17 protein-coding genes are annotated in these 14604 nt (G+C 41.6%); 8 read left to right on the top strand and 9 right to left on the bottom strand.

Going from position 1 to position 14604, the window contains the following annotated elements; all coding sequences use genetic code 11:
* Nucleotides 1-47: 47 nt before the first annotated feature.
* From ACWPWY_RS03860 to ACWPWY_RS03850, 3 genes are all read left to right on the top strand, one after another.
* Nucleotides 48-1874: a DEAD/DEAH box helicase gene (locus ACWPWY_RS03860; protein WP_454190469.1), complete on the top strand. Its 1827-nt coding sequence runs from the start codon at nt 48-50 to the stop codon at nt 1872-1874.
* A complete protein-coding gene (locus ACWPWY_RS03855; RefSeq protein ID WP_454190468.1) occupies nt 1871-2830 on the top strand; it encodes a YqhG family protein in 960 nt (319 codons plus the stop codon). The genes ACWPWY_RS03860 and ACWPWY_RS03855 overlap by 4 nt, the downstream gene beginning before the upstream one ends.
* Nucleotides 2831-3016: 186 nt before the next feature.
* Entirely contained in the window at nt 3017-3946 is a 930-nt protein-coding gene (locus ACWPWY_RS03850; RefSeq protein WP_454190467.1) for a hypothetical protein, read from the top strand.
* 38 nt (nt 3947-3984) lie between these two features.
* Here the strand turns inward: ACWPWY_RS03850 and ACWPWY_RS03845 are convergent, their stop codons facing one another.
* Nucleotides 3985-4203, bottom strand: coding sequence for a YqzE family protein (locus tag ACWPWY_RS03845; protein WP_454190466.1), 219 nt, complete (start codon nt 4201-4203; stop codon nt 3985-3987).
* 213 nt (nt 4204-4416) lie between these two features.
* Between ACWPWY_RS03845 and ACWPWY_RS03840 the strand changes: the two genes are divergently transcribed.
* Nucleotides 4417-5073, top strand: a complete 657-nt coding sequence (locus ACWPWY_RS03840; RefSeq protein WP_454192786.1) for an N-acetylmuramoyl-L-alanine amidase family protein — start codon at nt 4417-4419, stop codon at nt 5071-5073.
* Here ACWPWY_RS03840 and ACWPWY_RS03835 read toward each other — a convergent pair.
* On the bottom strand, nt 5048-5914 hold the full coding sequence (locus ACWPWY_RS03835; RefSeq protein WP_454190465.1) for a divergent polysaccharide deacetylase family protein: 867 nt from the start codon (nt 5912-5914) through the stop codon (nt 5048-5050). The genes ACWPWY_RS03840 and ACWPWY_RS03835 overlap by 26 nt on opposite strands.
* Before the next feature lie 192 nt (nt 5915-6106).
* On the opposite strand from ACWPWY_RS03835, the gene ACWPWY_RS03830 reads away from it, so the two are divergent.
* Nucleotides 6107-6478 (top strand): hypothetical protein, encoded by a 372-nt coding sequence (locus ACWPWY_RS03830; RefSeq protein WP_454190464.1) that lies wholly within the window; start codon nt 6107-6109, stop codon nt 6476-6478.
* 69 nt (nt 6479-6547) lie between these two features.
* Here the strand turns inward: ACWPWY_RS03830 and ACWPWY_RS03825 are convergent, their stop codons facing one another.
* From ACWPWY_RS03825 to ACWPWY_RS03815, 3 genes are all read right to left on the bottom strand, one after another.
* On the bottom strand, nt 6548-6766 hold the full coding sequence (locus ACWPWY_RS03825) for a hypothetical protein (RefSeq protein WP_454190463.1): 219 nt from the start codon (nt 6764-6766) through the stop codon (nt 6548-6550).
* Nucleotides 6767-6879: 113 nt separating this feature from the next.
* The gene (locus ACWPWY_RS03820; protein WP_160033066.1) at nt 6880-7206 is read right to left on the bottom strand and encodes a hypothetical protein; all 327 of its coding nucleotides are present in this window, start codon (nt 7204-7206) and stop codon (nt 6880-6882) included.
* 125 nt (nt 7207-7331) lie between these two features.
* Complete coding sequence (locus tag ACWPWY_RS03815; protein WP_454190462.1) at nt 7332-7901, bottom strand: xanthine phosphoribosyltransferase; 570 nt, start codon at nt 7899-7901, stop codon at nt 7332-7334.
* Nucleotides 7902-8127: 226 nt separating this feature from the next.
* Here ACWPWY_RS03815 and ACWPWY_RS03810 point away from each other — a divergent pair, with 226 nt between their 5' ends.
* The gene (locus ACWPWY_RS03810; protein ID WP_454190461.1) at nt 8128-9177 is read left to right on the top strand and encodes a YkvI family membrane protein; all 1050 of its coding nucleotides are present in this window, start codon (nt 8128-8130) and stop codon (nt 9175-9177) included.
* 6 nt (nt 9178-9183) lie between these two features.
* On the opposite strand, the gene ACWPWY_RS03805 is transcribed toward ACWPWY_RS03810, so the two are convergent.
* The 4 genes from ACWPWY_RS03805 to ACWPWY_RS03790 form a co-directional block, all read right to left on the bottom strand.
* Nucleotides 9184-10314 carry a glycosyltransferase family 4 protein gene (locus tag ACWPWY_RS03805; RefSeq protein ID WP_454190460.1) on the bottom strand — a complete coding sequence of 377 codons (1131 nt, stop codon included), beginning with the start codon at nt 10312-10314 and terminating at the stop codon, nt 9184-9186.
* Nucleotides 10315-10511: 197 nt separating this feature from the next.
* Nucleotides 10512-11561 carry a hypothetical protein gene (locus tag ACWPWY_RS03800; RefSeq protein ID WP_454190459.1) on the bottom strand — a complete coding sequence of 350 codons (1050 nt, stop codon included), beginning with the start codon at nt 11559-11561 and terminating at the stop codon, nt 10512-10514.
* Between the two features lie 84 nt (nt 11562-11645).
* Nucleotides 11646-12452: a Cof-type HAD-IIB family hydrolase gene (locus tag ACWPWY_RS03795; RefSeq protein WP_454190458.1), complete on the bottom strand. Its 807-nt coding sequence runs from the start codon at nt 12450-12452 to the stop codon at nt 11646-11648.
* Nucleotides 12453-12478: 26 nt separating this feature from the next.
* Entirely contained in the window at nt 12479-13255 is a 777-nt protein-coding gene (locus tag ACWPWY_RS03790; protein ID WP_454190457.1) for a pseudouridine synthase, read from the bottom strand.
* A gap of 291 nt (nt 13256-13546) precedes the next feature.
* On the opposite strand from ACWPWY_RS03790, the gene ACWPWY_RS03785 reads away from it, so the two are divergent.
* Complete coding sequence (locus tag ACWPWY_RS03785) at nt 13547-14116, top strand: thioredoxin family protein (RefSeq protein WP_454190456.1); 570 nt, start codon at nt 13547-13549, stop codon at nt 14114-14116.
* Complete coding sequence (locus ACWPWY_RS03780; RefSeq protein ID WP_454190455.1) at nt 14113-14601, top strand: PCYCGC motif-containing (lipo)protein; 489 nt, start codon at nt 14113-14115, stop codon at nt 14599-14601. Before ACWPWY_RS03785 ends, ACWPWY_RS03780 begins: the two co-directional genes overlap by 4 nt.
* Nucleotides 14602-14604: the final 3 nt, after the last annotated feature.

Genomic DNA, 14604 nt, shown 5'->3' with positions numbered 1-14604 from the left:
TCCATACTATGAATACTTATGAGACGACAGGGGAGGCAATAACACCAGTGAATAGAAAAATACCACCCGCCCGCGCGAGCTTTCAGCCCGAACCGCTGCCCGTTCCACTTCACTTTGATCAAAACTGGCTTGATGAACTTACGAGTAGACTAGACAAAGGCGGACCATGGGGCGACTATCGTCTTTTTCAACTTGCCGTTGAGGCTGAAGAAAGAGGACTCATACCAAGTTTTGATGATATGCAGTGTTTAAAACATATCCCAGATCTCACACCGCTTCCGCATCAGATTGACACCGCTCGCAGAGTGCTGTTTGAAATGTCGGGACGTGCCATTCTTGCAGACGAAGTTGGTCTTGGAAAGACGATTGAAGCAGGGCTCATTTTAAAAGAATATTTAATTCGCGGTCTCGTATCTAAAGTTCTTATTCTTGTTCCTGCATCCCTTGTACTGCAATGGGTAAGAGAACTTAATTCTAAATTTGGAATCTCAGCTGTCGCACAGAAAAAGGCGTACTCCTGGCAAAATGATATTGTGGTTGCTTCTATGGATACAGCAAAACGCGACCCGCATCAAGAAATCTTGATGAGTACCGACTACGATATGATTATCGTTGATGAAGCTCATAAATTAAAAAATAAGAAAACGTCCAATTATCAATTCATGCTGAAATTGCGCAAAAAGTATTGTCTTTTGTTAACCGCAACGCCGGTGCAAAATGATTTGAGTGAGTTGTTCAATCTCATTACTCTTTTGAAACCGGGACAACTTGGCCGCCAAGGCGACTTTGCTGCTAATTTTGTGGTTGATAAACGAATGGCTAAAAATGAGGATCAACTGAAGGATGAGCTGGCTAAAGTTATGATCCGTAATCGAAGAGGCGAAGGCCCTGTTTACTTTACGAAACGGAAAGTTACGAATATTAATCTCACCCTCTCACCGGAAGAACAAGCTCTTTATGATGGAGTTACCGCTTTCGTAAAAGATCAGTTTCATTCGGCGGGTGGTAATATGACCAGCATGTTCTCGATGGTAACTTTACAAAGAGAGGTCTGCAGCAGTCGTGATGCTGTTTTCGTTACTCTTGTTAATTTATCTAAAAAAATGGCTCCAGACTCCCCATGGCGTGACCGAATCTGGGACCTTGTTGCCAATATCAAAGCGATAAAAGCCAACACCAAAGCAGAAAAGACGATGGAGCTTATTCGTGAAATGAATGAGAAAGTGATTGTCTTCACTGAATACCGAGCTACTCAGGAGTATTTGCTTAATTATTTCCGTGACCGCGGTCTAACAGCTGTTCCCTATCGCGGTGGTATGAACCGGGGTAAAAAAGACTGGATGATGGATCTATTTCGTGGTCGGGTTCAAGTCATGATCGCAACAGAAGCCGGCGGTGAGGGCATTAATCTGCAGTTTTGTCATAACATGATTAATTTTGATCTGCCTTGGAATCCGATGCGAGTCGAACAGCGAATTGGTCGGGTCCACCGGCTCGGTCAGCAAAATGACGTTAATATATATAATTTAGCAACGCGCGGCACCATTGAAGAGCATATCTTGCACCTCTTACATGAAAAAATTAATATGTTCGAGATGGTAATCGGCGGACTGGACGTCATCCTTGAACGTCTTGAGAAACAAGAATCCATTGAGAAAAGTCTCACTAAAATCATACTTGAATCCTCAAACGAAGACGAAATTAATGAAAAAATGAATGCTCTGTCTCATAACATTCATTCGATTAAAGAAGAGGTCAAACAGCAGCCTGACGCTTCTCTTGTTAAAGATGCAGTAGGCAGTGTTCTAGATCCAATGAAAATGAAGCAAGCTGGTTCTTCCACTAAAAGCCGCAAAAGGGGGAGCTCCTTATGACAATGTCTAAAGAAGAGGTTCAGTCTTATGTTATGACATTTCTTGAAGCAATGGATTGCCAAGTGATTGAAAAATCCCCTGCTCATGTTACGGTGAAATTGTCCATAGAAGCGGATAAAGCACTCACCAATCGACCTTATTACTGGGGATTTGTAGACCGAACAGGCACTCCTGCGGAGACGATGTCTTTTATGTTTATTTTTGACCAAGAAGCGCATGAAAAGGCTGAACAAATACAAAAACAGCAAGCTAGTTTAGAAACGGCTGCAGAACTCGGAACATCCGGCGTCAATCAAGACGCATTGCTAGGACGCTACTATGGAAACGCTCCTGCTCTCCCTGTTCTCGGCCCAGGACGTGTGCTTCGTGAACCTATAATTTATGGCAGTCCTCGACTCAAACAAATTTTCACGGCTTCTCGTGAAGGTGGAGCTTACGTTAACTTATTTGAGCTCCCTTCTAAAAGGCAGATCAGCGGCTCGATTCCAAAAGCCTATGAGCCTTGGCTTAGCGTCTGCTTTAAAGTAGAACTGTCTTGTGATCTTAAAAGAGAGGAACTGCATTTTTTAGGAATTTCACTGCTGACAGGCAGAATTGCTGAAGACTTTGGACTCGTTCTAGATAAAAGAGAACTAAGTCCAAGACTCCCCGATAATATGCATGTTCAAGGAGGGCGAATCCCACTTAAGCAAGCCGCTGAGTCACTAGAAAAACATATTCATGGCAAACTTCGATTAATTGACTATAGCTGGGCAGATGCTGCAAAAAGCCGCTTAGAAGAAGAACTAGTCGTGCTGGATACTTACTATGAAGATTTACTGAAAGAACAAACAGAGGAAGAACAGAAGCTGCCTATTCAGGAACAATATAATCGCAGACGCAGCGAAATGAAATGGCAGTATGAACCTAAAATCAACGTAAGTACGGTTAGCTGTGGAATTATGCATCTAAGGTAGCCAATTCGGCCGCTTCCTCCATTCGGCACAGAATAAGGAAACATCATCTTTTTCGTCAAAACTAGTGCATGTCTTTCTTAGGGTCCACTCCAGTAAACAGCACCTTTCTCGTTCTTTCATCGGTAAAATGTAGATAAGAACAGCAGGTGCCGTTTTTTAGCCTGCAGAAAAGAAGGTGTTATTTCGTTGAAACGAACAAAATTACTGCTAAGCATGTTGTGTATCTTCATTTTATCTTTTTACGCTTACTATACACCTTCTTATGCAGAACAAGGCTCTACTTATAATGGAAATACGGCTCCTGCCCCCGTCCTTCAGCTTGCAGAGCATACGATAAAAGAGCTTTCTCAAAACAACGAATTTGCTGATTTTATGAACTCCAGCCTTCATATTATGCCGCTTGGTCCCGGGACGCACAGTTTTCTTGTGCATGTGCTTCAAGGTGAAGATATTGTCGGCTACCTGATCATAACAGCGGAACAGTCATCCGCAGATGAAACATCAGTATCACAGACCAAGTATCTAGTTACTGAATATGGGGTAGGAACTTCTTCCGTGTTTGATCCCGAATTATTATATGAACTCGGGCATCTTTCTCACCTGGAAAAGGGAACGAAAAATTCTATTCCTTATGAAATGAAATATACAGGGAAATTATCATACTGGGTTATTGAAAAAGAAGAAAAAACAATATATGTGGATGCTGGGAGTGGAGACGTGCTTCTGGATAACCCAGAATTGCTTACTAAGCCCCATATTATAGATAGTTATTCCGATTGGATAAGCACGGACCATACACTTAAAACAATACAACAGACCTCACCCCTTTTTGATTCTTCCGAGAATCTCAAGTGGCGGGCTTCAATTCCGGTACCTATCATTTCTGAACTTACACTTCTCGAAAAACTCGATACCTCAAAACAGCTCATCTTCCGTTCTTCTGATCACAATATGTGGTACAGCGGACCGCTTTCCATCTCAGGGTATGCAACATGGACAAGTCCTGATCGCGATGATGTCTCTTTCCTCCGTGTTGGCACAAACGATTCCCTCGTAAGGTATATTCCTGTTAAAAGACTGCGCCTTAACGGAAATTTTTACGAAAATACCAAATAAGCCCTATCCCTTGTGATAAGGAATAAGGCTTTTTAAATCTAAGAATCAGAAGCTGTATTCTGGTTCTTTTTTTTGCTGCGAACTTCCTTCTTCTTATCTTTTGCCCACATGGATACCCCAAGTGGAAGCATTCCAAACCATCTCGTCTGCCAAGGTTCTTTTCTTTTTCGTAAGGATTTACGCTCTTCTTTTGGCTTTTCCATATGTTCAACCACTTGCTCGGTTATATATCTAATCAGATCATTTCCTTTAGCCATGTTCATTCTCTCCTTTGACCAGCAGCTATTTTTCTTAGTGTGCACGAGAACCTATATAAATAAACATTTTATAATTTTCAACTGAATGAAACATTTAATTTTGCACAGTCTATGGGAAGGGGTTTGAAACGATAAGCGACACATTAGAGGAAAGGTCTGATTTATATGCCAAAACAAATTCGGATATGTTTTTCTTTATTATTTCTTTTCCTTATGGGATCTGCCGCCGCAACAGCAACGCCTGCTGTTCAACAAAATTATGATGATCATATATCTCATACTGTATTTCGTCATCCGGTTATTATTATTGATGCAGGACATGGAGGGATTGACGGTGGAACATCTGCGAATGATTTATTCGAAAAAAATATTAACCTTTCCATCTCCCAGAAAGTATACATGAAGCTGAAGTCGAAAGGTTATCCTGTCGTGCTCAATCGAAATGGAGATTATGCACTTAGTGATGATAACACATGGCTTAAAAGCCGCTCCAGGCATTTAAAAGACTTGGCTCAGCGAAAAGGACTCAGTGATGAGCTTCCCTCTGATCTTATTGTCAGTGTTCATGTCAACTGGAGCAAAAAAGAAAAATCACATGGGCCTGTCGTCCTTCATCAGCGGGAAGGAAGAAGTTATATGCTGGCCGAATCGATTCAAAGTTCACTTAATACGATGTATCACACGGATCGCAGCGTAGAATGGGGAAAACCTTTTTATTTACTCAATTATATAAAGAAACCAGCCGTCATCGTTGAGGCCGGTTTTATCAGTAACTTACATGATCGAGAGATGCTTAGCTCAAGCAGCGGGCAAAAACAGATAGCCGAAGCTATCAGTACAGGCATTATTTATTATTTGTCGGTATTGTAGGATCTGGATTCCAGTTCCATACTTGTTTCACCATATCACTGATGCTGATCATTTCGACCTTTCCCGTTAATCGGGGAATGGCATCTCTGATGATACCTGCCGTTATCAGCCCTGGCACTCCGACATGTCCAATCGTTACACAAATATCTTGTTGCTTCAATTTCTCTTCAGCAAGTCTCATCTGCCTTGATATATGACTAATGGAGTACTGATCATCCAGAAAGATATCATTTTCCACGGGCGGCATTCCTTTTTCTGCGGCGAGTTCAGCCACAACCGAATGCTGATCCGTTTTACTATCCACAAAAAAGAGACCTCTTTCTTTACATACATCCAGCACAATGGACATGATGCGCCGATCAGAAGTGACTTTGGACCCCATGTGATTGTTCATCGCAATGGCATGAGGAACTTCATCGATTGCTGCATTGACTCTCTTGCGAATCTCCTCATCGGATAAATCTGTCGTAATTGCACCCGGACCTAACCAATCTTTTCTTCCTTTACGAGGTTCCATCGGCATATGAACTAGTACATCAATCCCCTTTTGATGAGCAAGTTCTGCATCTCTTTTCGTTGTCGGTAAGAAAGGCATGATCGCCACATTTATGGTAGTCGGCATATTCAGCATTTCATCCGTACCTTTCATTCCATTACCAAGGTCATCAATGATAATAACCATTTTCTTTACAGGCTCAGCATGAACCGGGCTCGCTCCTATTGTTGCAGATATCATTATACTTGAGGCTATACACCATACAATTAAGCCCAGACTTCCCCACCTAAAAGAAGTCAGCACTTTTTTCTTAAGCTGTCTTCGTTTTTGTTTTCGAGTTGCCATTACGCCCCCTCCTTCTATAAGAATTTTTTCTTTTTATTGAAGATATATACATTATTTGTTTAGAACCAAGAAATTATGTGAGGTTTTCAGGAAAGAAAATTTCTTATATTTAGTAGGCGAATGATTGATTATTTTGTGGAATACAACATAGAATAGGAACATAAGTTCTTATATCGAAAAGGAGAGATCCACATGACGGCAGACACATCTTATGAAGAACAAAGCTTGATTTGCAGCTATTTGCAGTTATTGCTCGTTGATCGCATCTTTCACCGAGATCTGCAGATATTAGCTAACCATCCGCTCCTTCGAACTCCAATTCTTTATATAGAAGTGCTGTCAAGTGGAATGGAACGTGTAACTCTACTATTGTCAGAAATACAAATGGAGTTTGCTCGAAAGGATATACGGATTACAAATATCAAATCAAATAAGAAAGGTTTATGGGCAGATGCCAAAATAAGAGGAAAAGAGATGCGTGTAGATCTTCCATTATCTCAGTATAAAAATGAATTATACTCAAGAATGCAGGTTTATCTGGGTGGAATGGATCAGGGAATATAAAATAAAAACCGTTCTTTCTTATGCTCCTTCTAGAAAGAACATTAGATAAGAACGGCAATATAGTATTAGCTACATGTCTGTAGGACTTCGTCTTGGTTCGCTTTCTAGCTGAATTAAATAATTCCGATCTAGTTTTACAATACGCCGATTGCGTTTTCGAACCATGATTTGTTCATCACTCCAAGCCACGACGATACCAACCACATCGTTAACTTCCAGATTGTCTCTAACGACGCGAACACGTTCACCCGACTCACGAAGTTCATTTAAGCGCTCATCTGTTATCATCTATCTATCCCTCCTTAGGGCTGCGAGGAAACACAGCTTGTCTCATTCTAACATGCAAAAAAGACCTAAATGCGTGCATTTAGGTCTTAAGCTGATCACAGTGTTACTAAAAATTAACGTGAAGCATGCTCTTTACTGTCGTTCTTTTCGAACCAGAAATCAAGCACCTTCGCCGACATCACACGCTGTTCAACATATTCGACCTGGTGAGGTGTAAATTCATCTTTCCATGAGAAGGACAATTCTTCACACAGGTTTACAATAGTGAGAAGTTCAGACCAAGCAACATACCTTTTATACCAGAAGAACTGCGGATGTTCAAGCATATAGGGATAAAGGTCATCAAACTCCGTATGCTTACAATCAAGGGCACGCTCAAAATGAACTTTGGACTGCGCTAACTTATCAAGGAAATACTGTTCGTTTGGTTCTTTCCCCATGGGTGTTGCCTCCTCTCCCTAACCTACTTTTATTATAAGCCATAAAAAACGCGATGCAAAGGCATTAAACAAAATTAGGCAACCAGAATATGAAAGAAATAGATAAATCCGTTCAAATAAAGGGATTAAGCAAAATGGACCTTACCATCTGACAGAGACTTAATCTTCGCGAGTGACTCTACTCTAATCCCTTGTTCACGAAGGGTGCTCGCACCCGATTGGAAACATTTTTCAACCACAACACCAAATCCGACGAGCTCTGCTCCAGAACGTTCAATAATTTTAATGACGCCTTTGGCTGCATCCCCGTTCGCGATAATATCATCAATAAATAAAATCCGATCCTCTGGACCAATAAACTCACGCGATACCATAATATCAGTTACAATTCCCTTCGTAAACGAAGGAACACGCTCGCAATATGCATCCGGATCAGCCAGCAATGTTTTCTTTCTTCGAGCGAAAACAAGAGGCACTCCCATTTCTGCAGCAGTAGCAAAAGCGACTGGAATTCCTGAAGATTCGACGGTAATGATGCGTGTGACTCCATCTTCACTAAATTTTGCCGCAAACTCGCGTCCCATCTGCATGGTAAGTGCAGGATCAATCTGATGATTCAGTAATGCATCAAGCTTCAGAACCTTGTCTGAGATAACGACGCCTTGCTCCCTGATTTTTTGTTTTAGTACTTCCAATGTTATGACCTCCCAGCCCATCCTATGACGTAAAAGTATCATAAAATATGGGTGGCTTTCAATATGAAAGTTTATTTCTTCCATTGGTGTGTAACTATTCCTGCCTTATACTTCCTCTTCTTACTTATTGTCATGTCCAGATGGACAAGAGCATACCTTGTACGAGTAGTTATTTTTTGGGACGACTATAAGCTGTTGTTATACAGATTGGACAAGGAGGATACTCATGAGACAGGGTTTCAAGGTCTTACAAGTTGCATTCACTTACATAGGCACGATTGTCGGAGCAGGTTTTGCCACAGGCCAGGAGATCTTGCAGTTTTTCTCTGAATATGGGAAATGGGCTACACTCACCATTGTTCTATCCAGCATACTTTTTATATGGCTGGGTACGAAAATGATGCTGATCGCACATGATTCTGGCGCACATTCATACGAAGACTTAAACAGGAAACTTTTTGGCGAAAAGGTTGGGAAATGGATTAGTTTTTTCACGTTGTTTGTTCTCATCGGTGTAAACAGTGTCATGCTGGCAGGTGCAGGATCTGTCTTTGTTGAACATCTTCATCTAACCTACCAAACAGGACTGATCATTACTCTTATCGGCACTTATTTACTGCTTGGACGAGGAATCAAAGCCATTCTGCAAATGAATAGTGTCATTGTCCCCTTCATGCTTCTGTTATCACTAATGATCCTAATCAGCACGATTCAACATCCCTCAGCTTCTAATTTCATTCGTCTTGAGCCGGACCGCAGCATGTTTGCCACTTGGCTATCTCCGTTATTGTATACGTCCTTCAACCTAGCTATGGCCCAAGCTATACTTGTACCTCTTGGCAGCCAATTAAAAGATAGAAATGTAATTAAGTATGGAGGAATGATTGGGGGGATTGGGATTGGTTGTATGCTAATGACGGCCCACTTTGCTATATCCGCCTATATGCCTGGAATTCGGCAGTTTGAGATTCCAATGGGGAGTATTGCCTTTGCTTTGGGGGCCGCCATACAGATTGTCTATATTGTTCTTATTTTCTTGGAGATTTTCAGTACTTTTGTTGCGGATATCTACGGAATTACACTACAAGTGCGTCAACATATCCAAGTATCGCCTAAACTTATCACTTTGCTCATTATGTTAACGTGTTATTTAGTAAGTCAGTTTGGGTTTAGTTCCTTACTATCCATTCTCTATCCCGTTTATGGACTGCTAGCGATCATTTGGGTTTTTCATCTAATCAAAAGCCCGCTAGGTTCCTTTCGCAGTAAACCGTAATTCTTCTTAACTGGATATTTCGTACTGCAAATATAGCTTTTTAAGCAAATTAACAGAACGGCTAAGCGAGTATTCTGATTTCGCCTTTTCACTTGCCGTACGGGCCAGCTCATATCGGTACGATGGATCAAGAATCACTTTCTCCAGTGCTTCAGCGAGAGCAACAGGGTTATTTTCAGGAACTAACAGGCCATTTACTCCATCTTCGATTTGTTCTGCAATCCCTCCGATTTCCGTACCAACAAGGGCAAGTGAGCTCAGTGCTGCTTCTGCAAATACCGAACCGAACGCTTCTGCTCTCGAGGGAAGAACAAAGATATCGAAGAACGGCATAAACTCCTCGGGATGGAGCGTGTACCCATAAAAAATGGTTTCGTTATATATGCCGAGATCCTGTGCCAACTTCTCAAGCTCGGAACGGATTGGACCATCCCCAATAATATGAAGGACATAGTCGTGACCTTTCTTTTTCAGCTCATAACAAGCTCTCAGCAACGTATCAATCCCTTTTGCAGGGACAAGGCGGCATACAGTGACAAGCTGTGGTACTTCATTCTCGTGAGGAACAGGCTTAAACCGTTTCTCATCAAAGCCATTAGGAATAATGTCAATCTTCTCAGGGTGCTGTATATAAGGTCTCAAGTAGTCCTTAAATGATTCAGAAACCGTAAGGAGACAATCCGCTTTAGCCTCCATTTCTCTATAGAGCGAAGTCAGAAACCTATGCTCCAATCCACCCTCTTTGATTCTACCGTTGAGAATAAGTTCTCTCTCGTAACTAGAGTGAATGGTTTGAATGAGGGGAACATCAGGAAATGCTTCTTTCATAGCAAGTCCGGCAATGGGATGATGAGCATGAATAAGATCATAAGATTTATGTAGCCGGAGCTTCACCCACCATAAGTAATCACGGTATGTTTGGATATATTTGGTGACCACAGAACTATCCTGATATAGAGTCCAATCAAACGTATCAAATACAACTTCTTCACTGCCTTTATTTCGAATCCGTTTTGGCAAGGAGAACAATTCCATCTCCCATCTTGGGCTGCTAAAACGTTCTTGCATATAAGGAATCATGGATGAAACCCCGCCTGGCTGTTCAGGAGGGAAAAATAATGCTTGGAGCAATCGCATGTATTAGAGCCCCTTTCTCGTAGTCATCTTATCAAGTAATTCTTTCATCATGATATCTTAGCTTATGTAAATTAGTAAAGAAGGTACCCCATTCTTTTCATAAAAGCAGAGGTCAGCTAAGCGTTTCTTTCCTTTTTTACACATAACAAAAAGGCACCATTAAAAGGATGCCTTTTGATTTATAACGTTATTTATTTTCAATCCTCGTCCGAAGTAAGCAGCATTTCATCAATAACTACATTACGGTATAACATCGTAATATGCAGCTGTTTTATATCGGTCTCTTTTTCAACTTCTTTGGAAAGGACCAAGACAAGATCATGGCGCTGTTCCTCCGAGAGTTCAATATAGAAATCAATATATCCCGATACTGCAGCTTCACTTATATCTAGGGTGGCGGAAGCGACAGGTAATCCTCCGTGCTCCTGAAGAAATAGATCGTAGGATACAATCTCATGATCTTGACGGATCAACCTCACATAACAGGATTCTTCCGCTTCCTCTTCGTCATGATCTAAGATCGATTGCAGTTCTACTCCATCTTCATCCCAATCGGGACCATCTACCTCATCTGGTGCCGTGTACGCGACTTGATCTTGCCTCACGAGTTCAAGGATTGTGATCAAATTATCCTTATATTTCATCTCAATAGTAATGGTATCAATCTCCCCATCATCCACCTCGGCGACTAATAGTTCTTCTGCAGACTCAAGTTCCTCTTCGAGCGGCTCCTTTAGCCAGTCTACTTCTCCCTGGATATCGGTACCATACTGCTTTAGAACAGCATGAGCTATCGTCTGTCCCTTCCCATTCTGCAATTCAAACTGAGACACAAATCGTCCGGCAGATAACAGCTCAATCTGCATTTCACCGCTCTCATCTTCATATAGAAAAAGAGACGATGGTTCAGGAATGATAGACTCTGATGACGGCGGGAGCGAATCTTCCTCGTAACCATCCTCATCTCCAAGGACACTTTCCACCTCGCCCCAGGTTAACATAATATCAAAATGTTCGGCATCTACCGCATCACGAAATTGCAGTAAATATTGCTGTATATAAGTAAGAATCTCTTCTTTAGCATCCGGCGGAACACTTTGCGAATCAAGCTGGACACTCCCTGCAAGCCGATGGCCTTCCCGGAAGACAAGAATAAGCGTGCCGGCATACCTGTCTTCAATCATAATATCTTGAACTTCTCCATTTGCCGTTCGCAAATCAGGCCGAAGCCGAATATGATAGCTCATGTTTGTTAACCTCCTGTAGACCATTTCACTCTTGCTTTAAGAGTTTCTGATATACATAGTAGTACCCTGGGACAAGGAAGAATATTACTTAACGTCTATTACAAATTTTTCGAGTGCATGATGAACTCCATTTTCATTATTAGAGAGGGTAACTTCATCAGCAGCTGCCTTTACATCAATAGGCGAATTGTCCATCGCAATACCTTTACCTGCAAATGTCAGCATCGTAATATCATTATAATAGTTTCCCATAGCCAGAACGTTCTCCCGGGCAATTCCTCTGCTCGCTGCAAGACGTCTGAGTGCCTCTCCTTTCGAAGCATCCTTATGCATAAGATCCAGGAAGAAGTCACCGCTGCGGACCATATAAAACGGGCTGTTCCAAGTGTTCCATTCTTTTTCTAGCTGATTCATCGTATCAAGATCCCCAAAAGCCGAAAATTTAACGACCGGTTCACTTAATTCTGACCAGTGTGGCAAATTCAAAGGTTCAACAAAAACCTCATCATACATACCGCGCACTTTAGTGGACATTTGATCTGCTTTATCAACATACAATCCAAACGCCGTATTCACATCAAAATGAATTCCATGCTCTCGGCAATAATCTACATAAGGCTGTAGTCCTTCCGCATTCATAGGAAATTGGTCGATGACTTCCTGCGTCTTTATCTCAACCGTAACGGCTCCATTATGGGTGATCACATAACCGCCGAGTCCCATTTTCTCCATCAGTGGAATCGTGTTAACCGGGCCTCTGCCGGTACAAAGTACAAACTCTGCTCCACGGCTAGCCGCGGCCTTGATACTTTTTTTATTCGCTTCAGATAATTCATGATTATCATGTAGAAGAGTACCATCTACATCTAGAGCAATCAGTTTATAATTCATATTCTTATCCATCCTTTGTTTCTTTATTATTTTGCAAGATCCGCCCCGGTGAGAATATTCAGTTCTTCTTCCGTCAGCTCCCGATAAGATCCAATGGGAAGCAATGGGTCTAACTGCAATGCACCCATTGAGATACGCTTGAGATATAAGACTTCCGAATTAACGGCTTCAAACATCCGCTTAATCTGATGGAATTTCCCCTCATGAATCGTAACCAACACACGGGAAGTCTTTCTCTCTTCGCCAGAATCAACAGAGGAAATCTCTAGAACCGCAGGTTTCGTTGTGTATCCATCATCGAGTGTTACACCCTGCTTAAAAGCATGAATTTCTTTTTCACCGATCTCCCCTGAGACAATTGCTTCATACGTTTTAGGTACATGCTTCTTAGGAGACAACAAATTATGTGAGAGTTGCCCGTCATTCGTGAGAATTAGCAGCCCTTCCGTATCCTTGTCCAAACGTCCAACCGGAAAAGGCCCAAACATTGCATATTCGGGATCCAGAAGATCAATTACGGTTTCTTCCCTTATATCCTCTGTAGCCGAGATAACCCCTGGAGGCTTATGAAGCATCAGATAAATGAACTCTCTGTATTTCACCGTTTCCCCGTCAATCTCAATCAAATCCCCATAAGGATCAACTTGCATCCCGCTGTCCTTGATCAGCTTTCCATTCACCGTAACATACCCATTCTTTACTGCCTTCTTAATTTCCGAACGAGTGCCATATCCCATATGACTTAAAATTTTATCAATACGCAACTTTTTCACCGTTTTCTTTTGAATTATTTGCTGACCCATACTGAAGTCCACCTCCATCATTCCGGATATTCATTTTTTAAATAAGACTTCACAAATTGTTCATATTACTCGAAAATCTAAGATTACGTACGCTTAGTAAAGCGTAAAGACAGATATAACGCTATAAGATTACGATCATTCTGTTCTTCAATTGAAATATCTGCAGCAGTTTGTACCCCATACAACAAAATTTATCCCTGTATTTCTTGTTCCACTACAATACGTAATGTTGTATAATGAAGGGCATCTAAAGCTAGTTCCATAATTTATCATATCGACGGGGGATGAACAATGAGTTCTAAAACACAAACCAAATCGAAGACAGGCTATACCAGTAAGAAAAACAAAAAATCGAACACTGCTATTATTGCCTTTATTGCTGCATTTGTCATACTGATCGGCGCACTTGTCACCATGAACATGATCAATAACAACAATATTAACGAAGTATATGGGCTTCCTCAGTCGAAGCTGAATGCAGCAACACTCGAAATATTAGATGATCCAAATTATCAGAATATCATCCTACCGGAAGAACTCAAGGGAAAAATTGAAAACAAAGAAGACTTTTTCGTATATTTCTTTGCTTCTGATTGTCCTCACTGCCGTGCAACGACTCCAAAACTGATGCCGATTGCAGACGATCTAGGCGTTGATCTTCCGCAGTTTAATTTAAGAGAATTTGACAGCGGCTGGAGAGATTACAACATTGAATTTACACCAACCCTTGTTTATTTTGAGAAAGGTGTAGAGAAAGAGCGTCTTGTTGGCGGTATCCAAGAAGAAGGCACGAATACTGGCTATACGGAAAATGATATCAAAGCATTCTTTACGAAATATAAAGGAGATGCTGTGAATTGAAAACCAAATGGTATGGAACCCTCTTCGCCGGTCTCATCTTCGGTAGCCTTGCACTCAGTGCCTGCGGGCAAAAAGAAGCAGGACACGACCACACCATGCATGGCAAAGAAAGTGAACAGTATGAGGCTAGTGCCTCTCTCACAGAAATGCCTGAGTTCCTCACCAAATATACAGATAACACACAAGCGACCTACGCTCTTGTCGGACAAGTTAAAGAAGAACTGAAAATGCTCAACTGTTACTGTGGATGTATGGATTATGAATCAGCTCATGATTCTCTGTACCGCTGCTTCATCGCTTCTGAAGAGAACGGGGAAGTGACATGGACCGATCACGGTGCTCAGTGCGGTATTTGTCTAGAAGAACTACGAGATACCGTAAAACTCACTTCAGAAGGTAAATCAATTGAGGAAATCCAAACCTTTATCGATGATAAATATGCACCCGAAGGTGCTCCTACTTCTAGCGAAGTACATCCCAGTTAATTT

The sequence above is a fragment of the Paenibacillus sp. Marseille-Q7038 genome (genome assembly GCF_965111595.1).
This window is presented reverse-complemented; position numbering and strand designations above follow the sequence as displayed.

Excerpts from the sequence above, each read along its gene's own strand:
- ACWPWY_RS03825 (WP_454190463.1), bottom strand. The coding sequence starts at position 6,766 with ATGATAACAGATGAGCGCTTAAATGAACTTCGTGAGTCGGGTGAACGT.
- ACWPWY_RS03785 (WP_454190456.1), top strand. The coding sequence starts at position 13,547 with ATGAGTTCTAAAACACAAACCAAATCGAAGACAGGCTATACCAGTAAG.
- ACWPWY_RS03845 (WP_454190466.1), bottom strand. The coding sequence starts at position 4,203 with ATGGCTAAAGGAAATGATCTGATTAGATATATAACCGAGCAAGTGGTT.
- ACWPWY_RS03805 (WP_454190460.1), bottom strand. The coding sequence starts at position 10,314 with ATGCGATTGCTCCAAGCATTATTTTTCCCTCCTGAACAGCCAGGCGGG.
- ACWPWY_RS03795 (WP_454190458.1), bottom strand. The coding sequence starts at position 12,452 with ATGAATTATAAACTGATTGCTCTAGATGTAGATGGTACTCTTCTACAT.
- ACWPWY_RS03835 (WP_454190465.1), bottom strand. The coding sequence starts at position 5,914 with ATGGCAACTCGAAAACAAAAACGAAGACAGCTTAAGAAAAAAGTGCTG.
- ACWPWY_RS03800 (WP_454190459.1), bottom strand. The coding sequence starts at position 11,561 with ATGAGCTATCATATTCGGCTTCGGCCTGATTTGCGAACGGCAAATGGA.
- ACWPWY_RS03855 (WP_454190468.1), top strand. The coding sequence starts at position 1,871 with ATGACAATGTCTAAAGAAGAGGTTCAGTCTTATGTTATGACATTTCTT.
- ACWPWY_RS03820 (WP_160033066.1), bottom strand. The coding sequence starts at position 7,206 with ATGGGGAAAGAACCAAACGAACAGTATTTCCTTGATAAGTTAGCGCAG.
- ACWPWY_RS03810 (WP_454190461.1), top strand. The coding sequence starts at position 8,128 with ATGAGACAGGGTTTCAAGGTCTTACAAGTTGCATTCACTTACATAGGC.
- ACWPWY_RS03790 (WP_454190457.1), bottom strand. The coding sequence starts at position 13,255 with ATGGGTCAGCAAATAATTCAAAAGAAAACGGTGAAAAAGTTGCGTATT.
- ACWPWY_RS03830 (WP_454190464.1), top strand. The coding sequence starts at position 6,107 with ATGACGGCAGACACATCTTATGAAGAACAAAGCTTGATTTGCAGCTAT.
- ACWPWY_RS03840 (WP_454192786.1), top strand. The coding sequence starts at position 4,417 with ATGGGATCTGCCGCCGCAACAGCAACGCCTGCTGTTCAACAAAATTAT.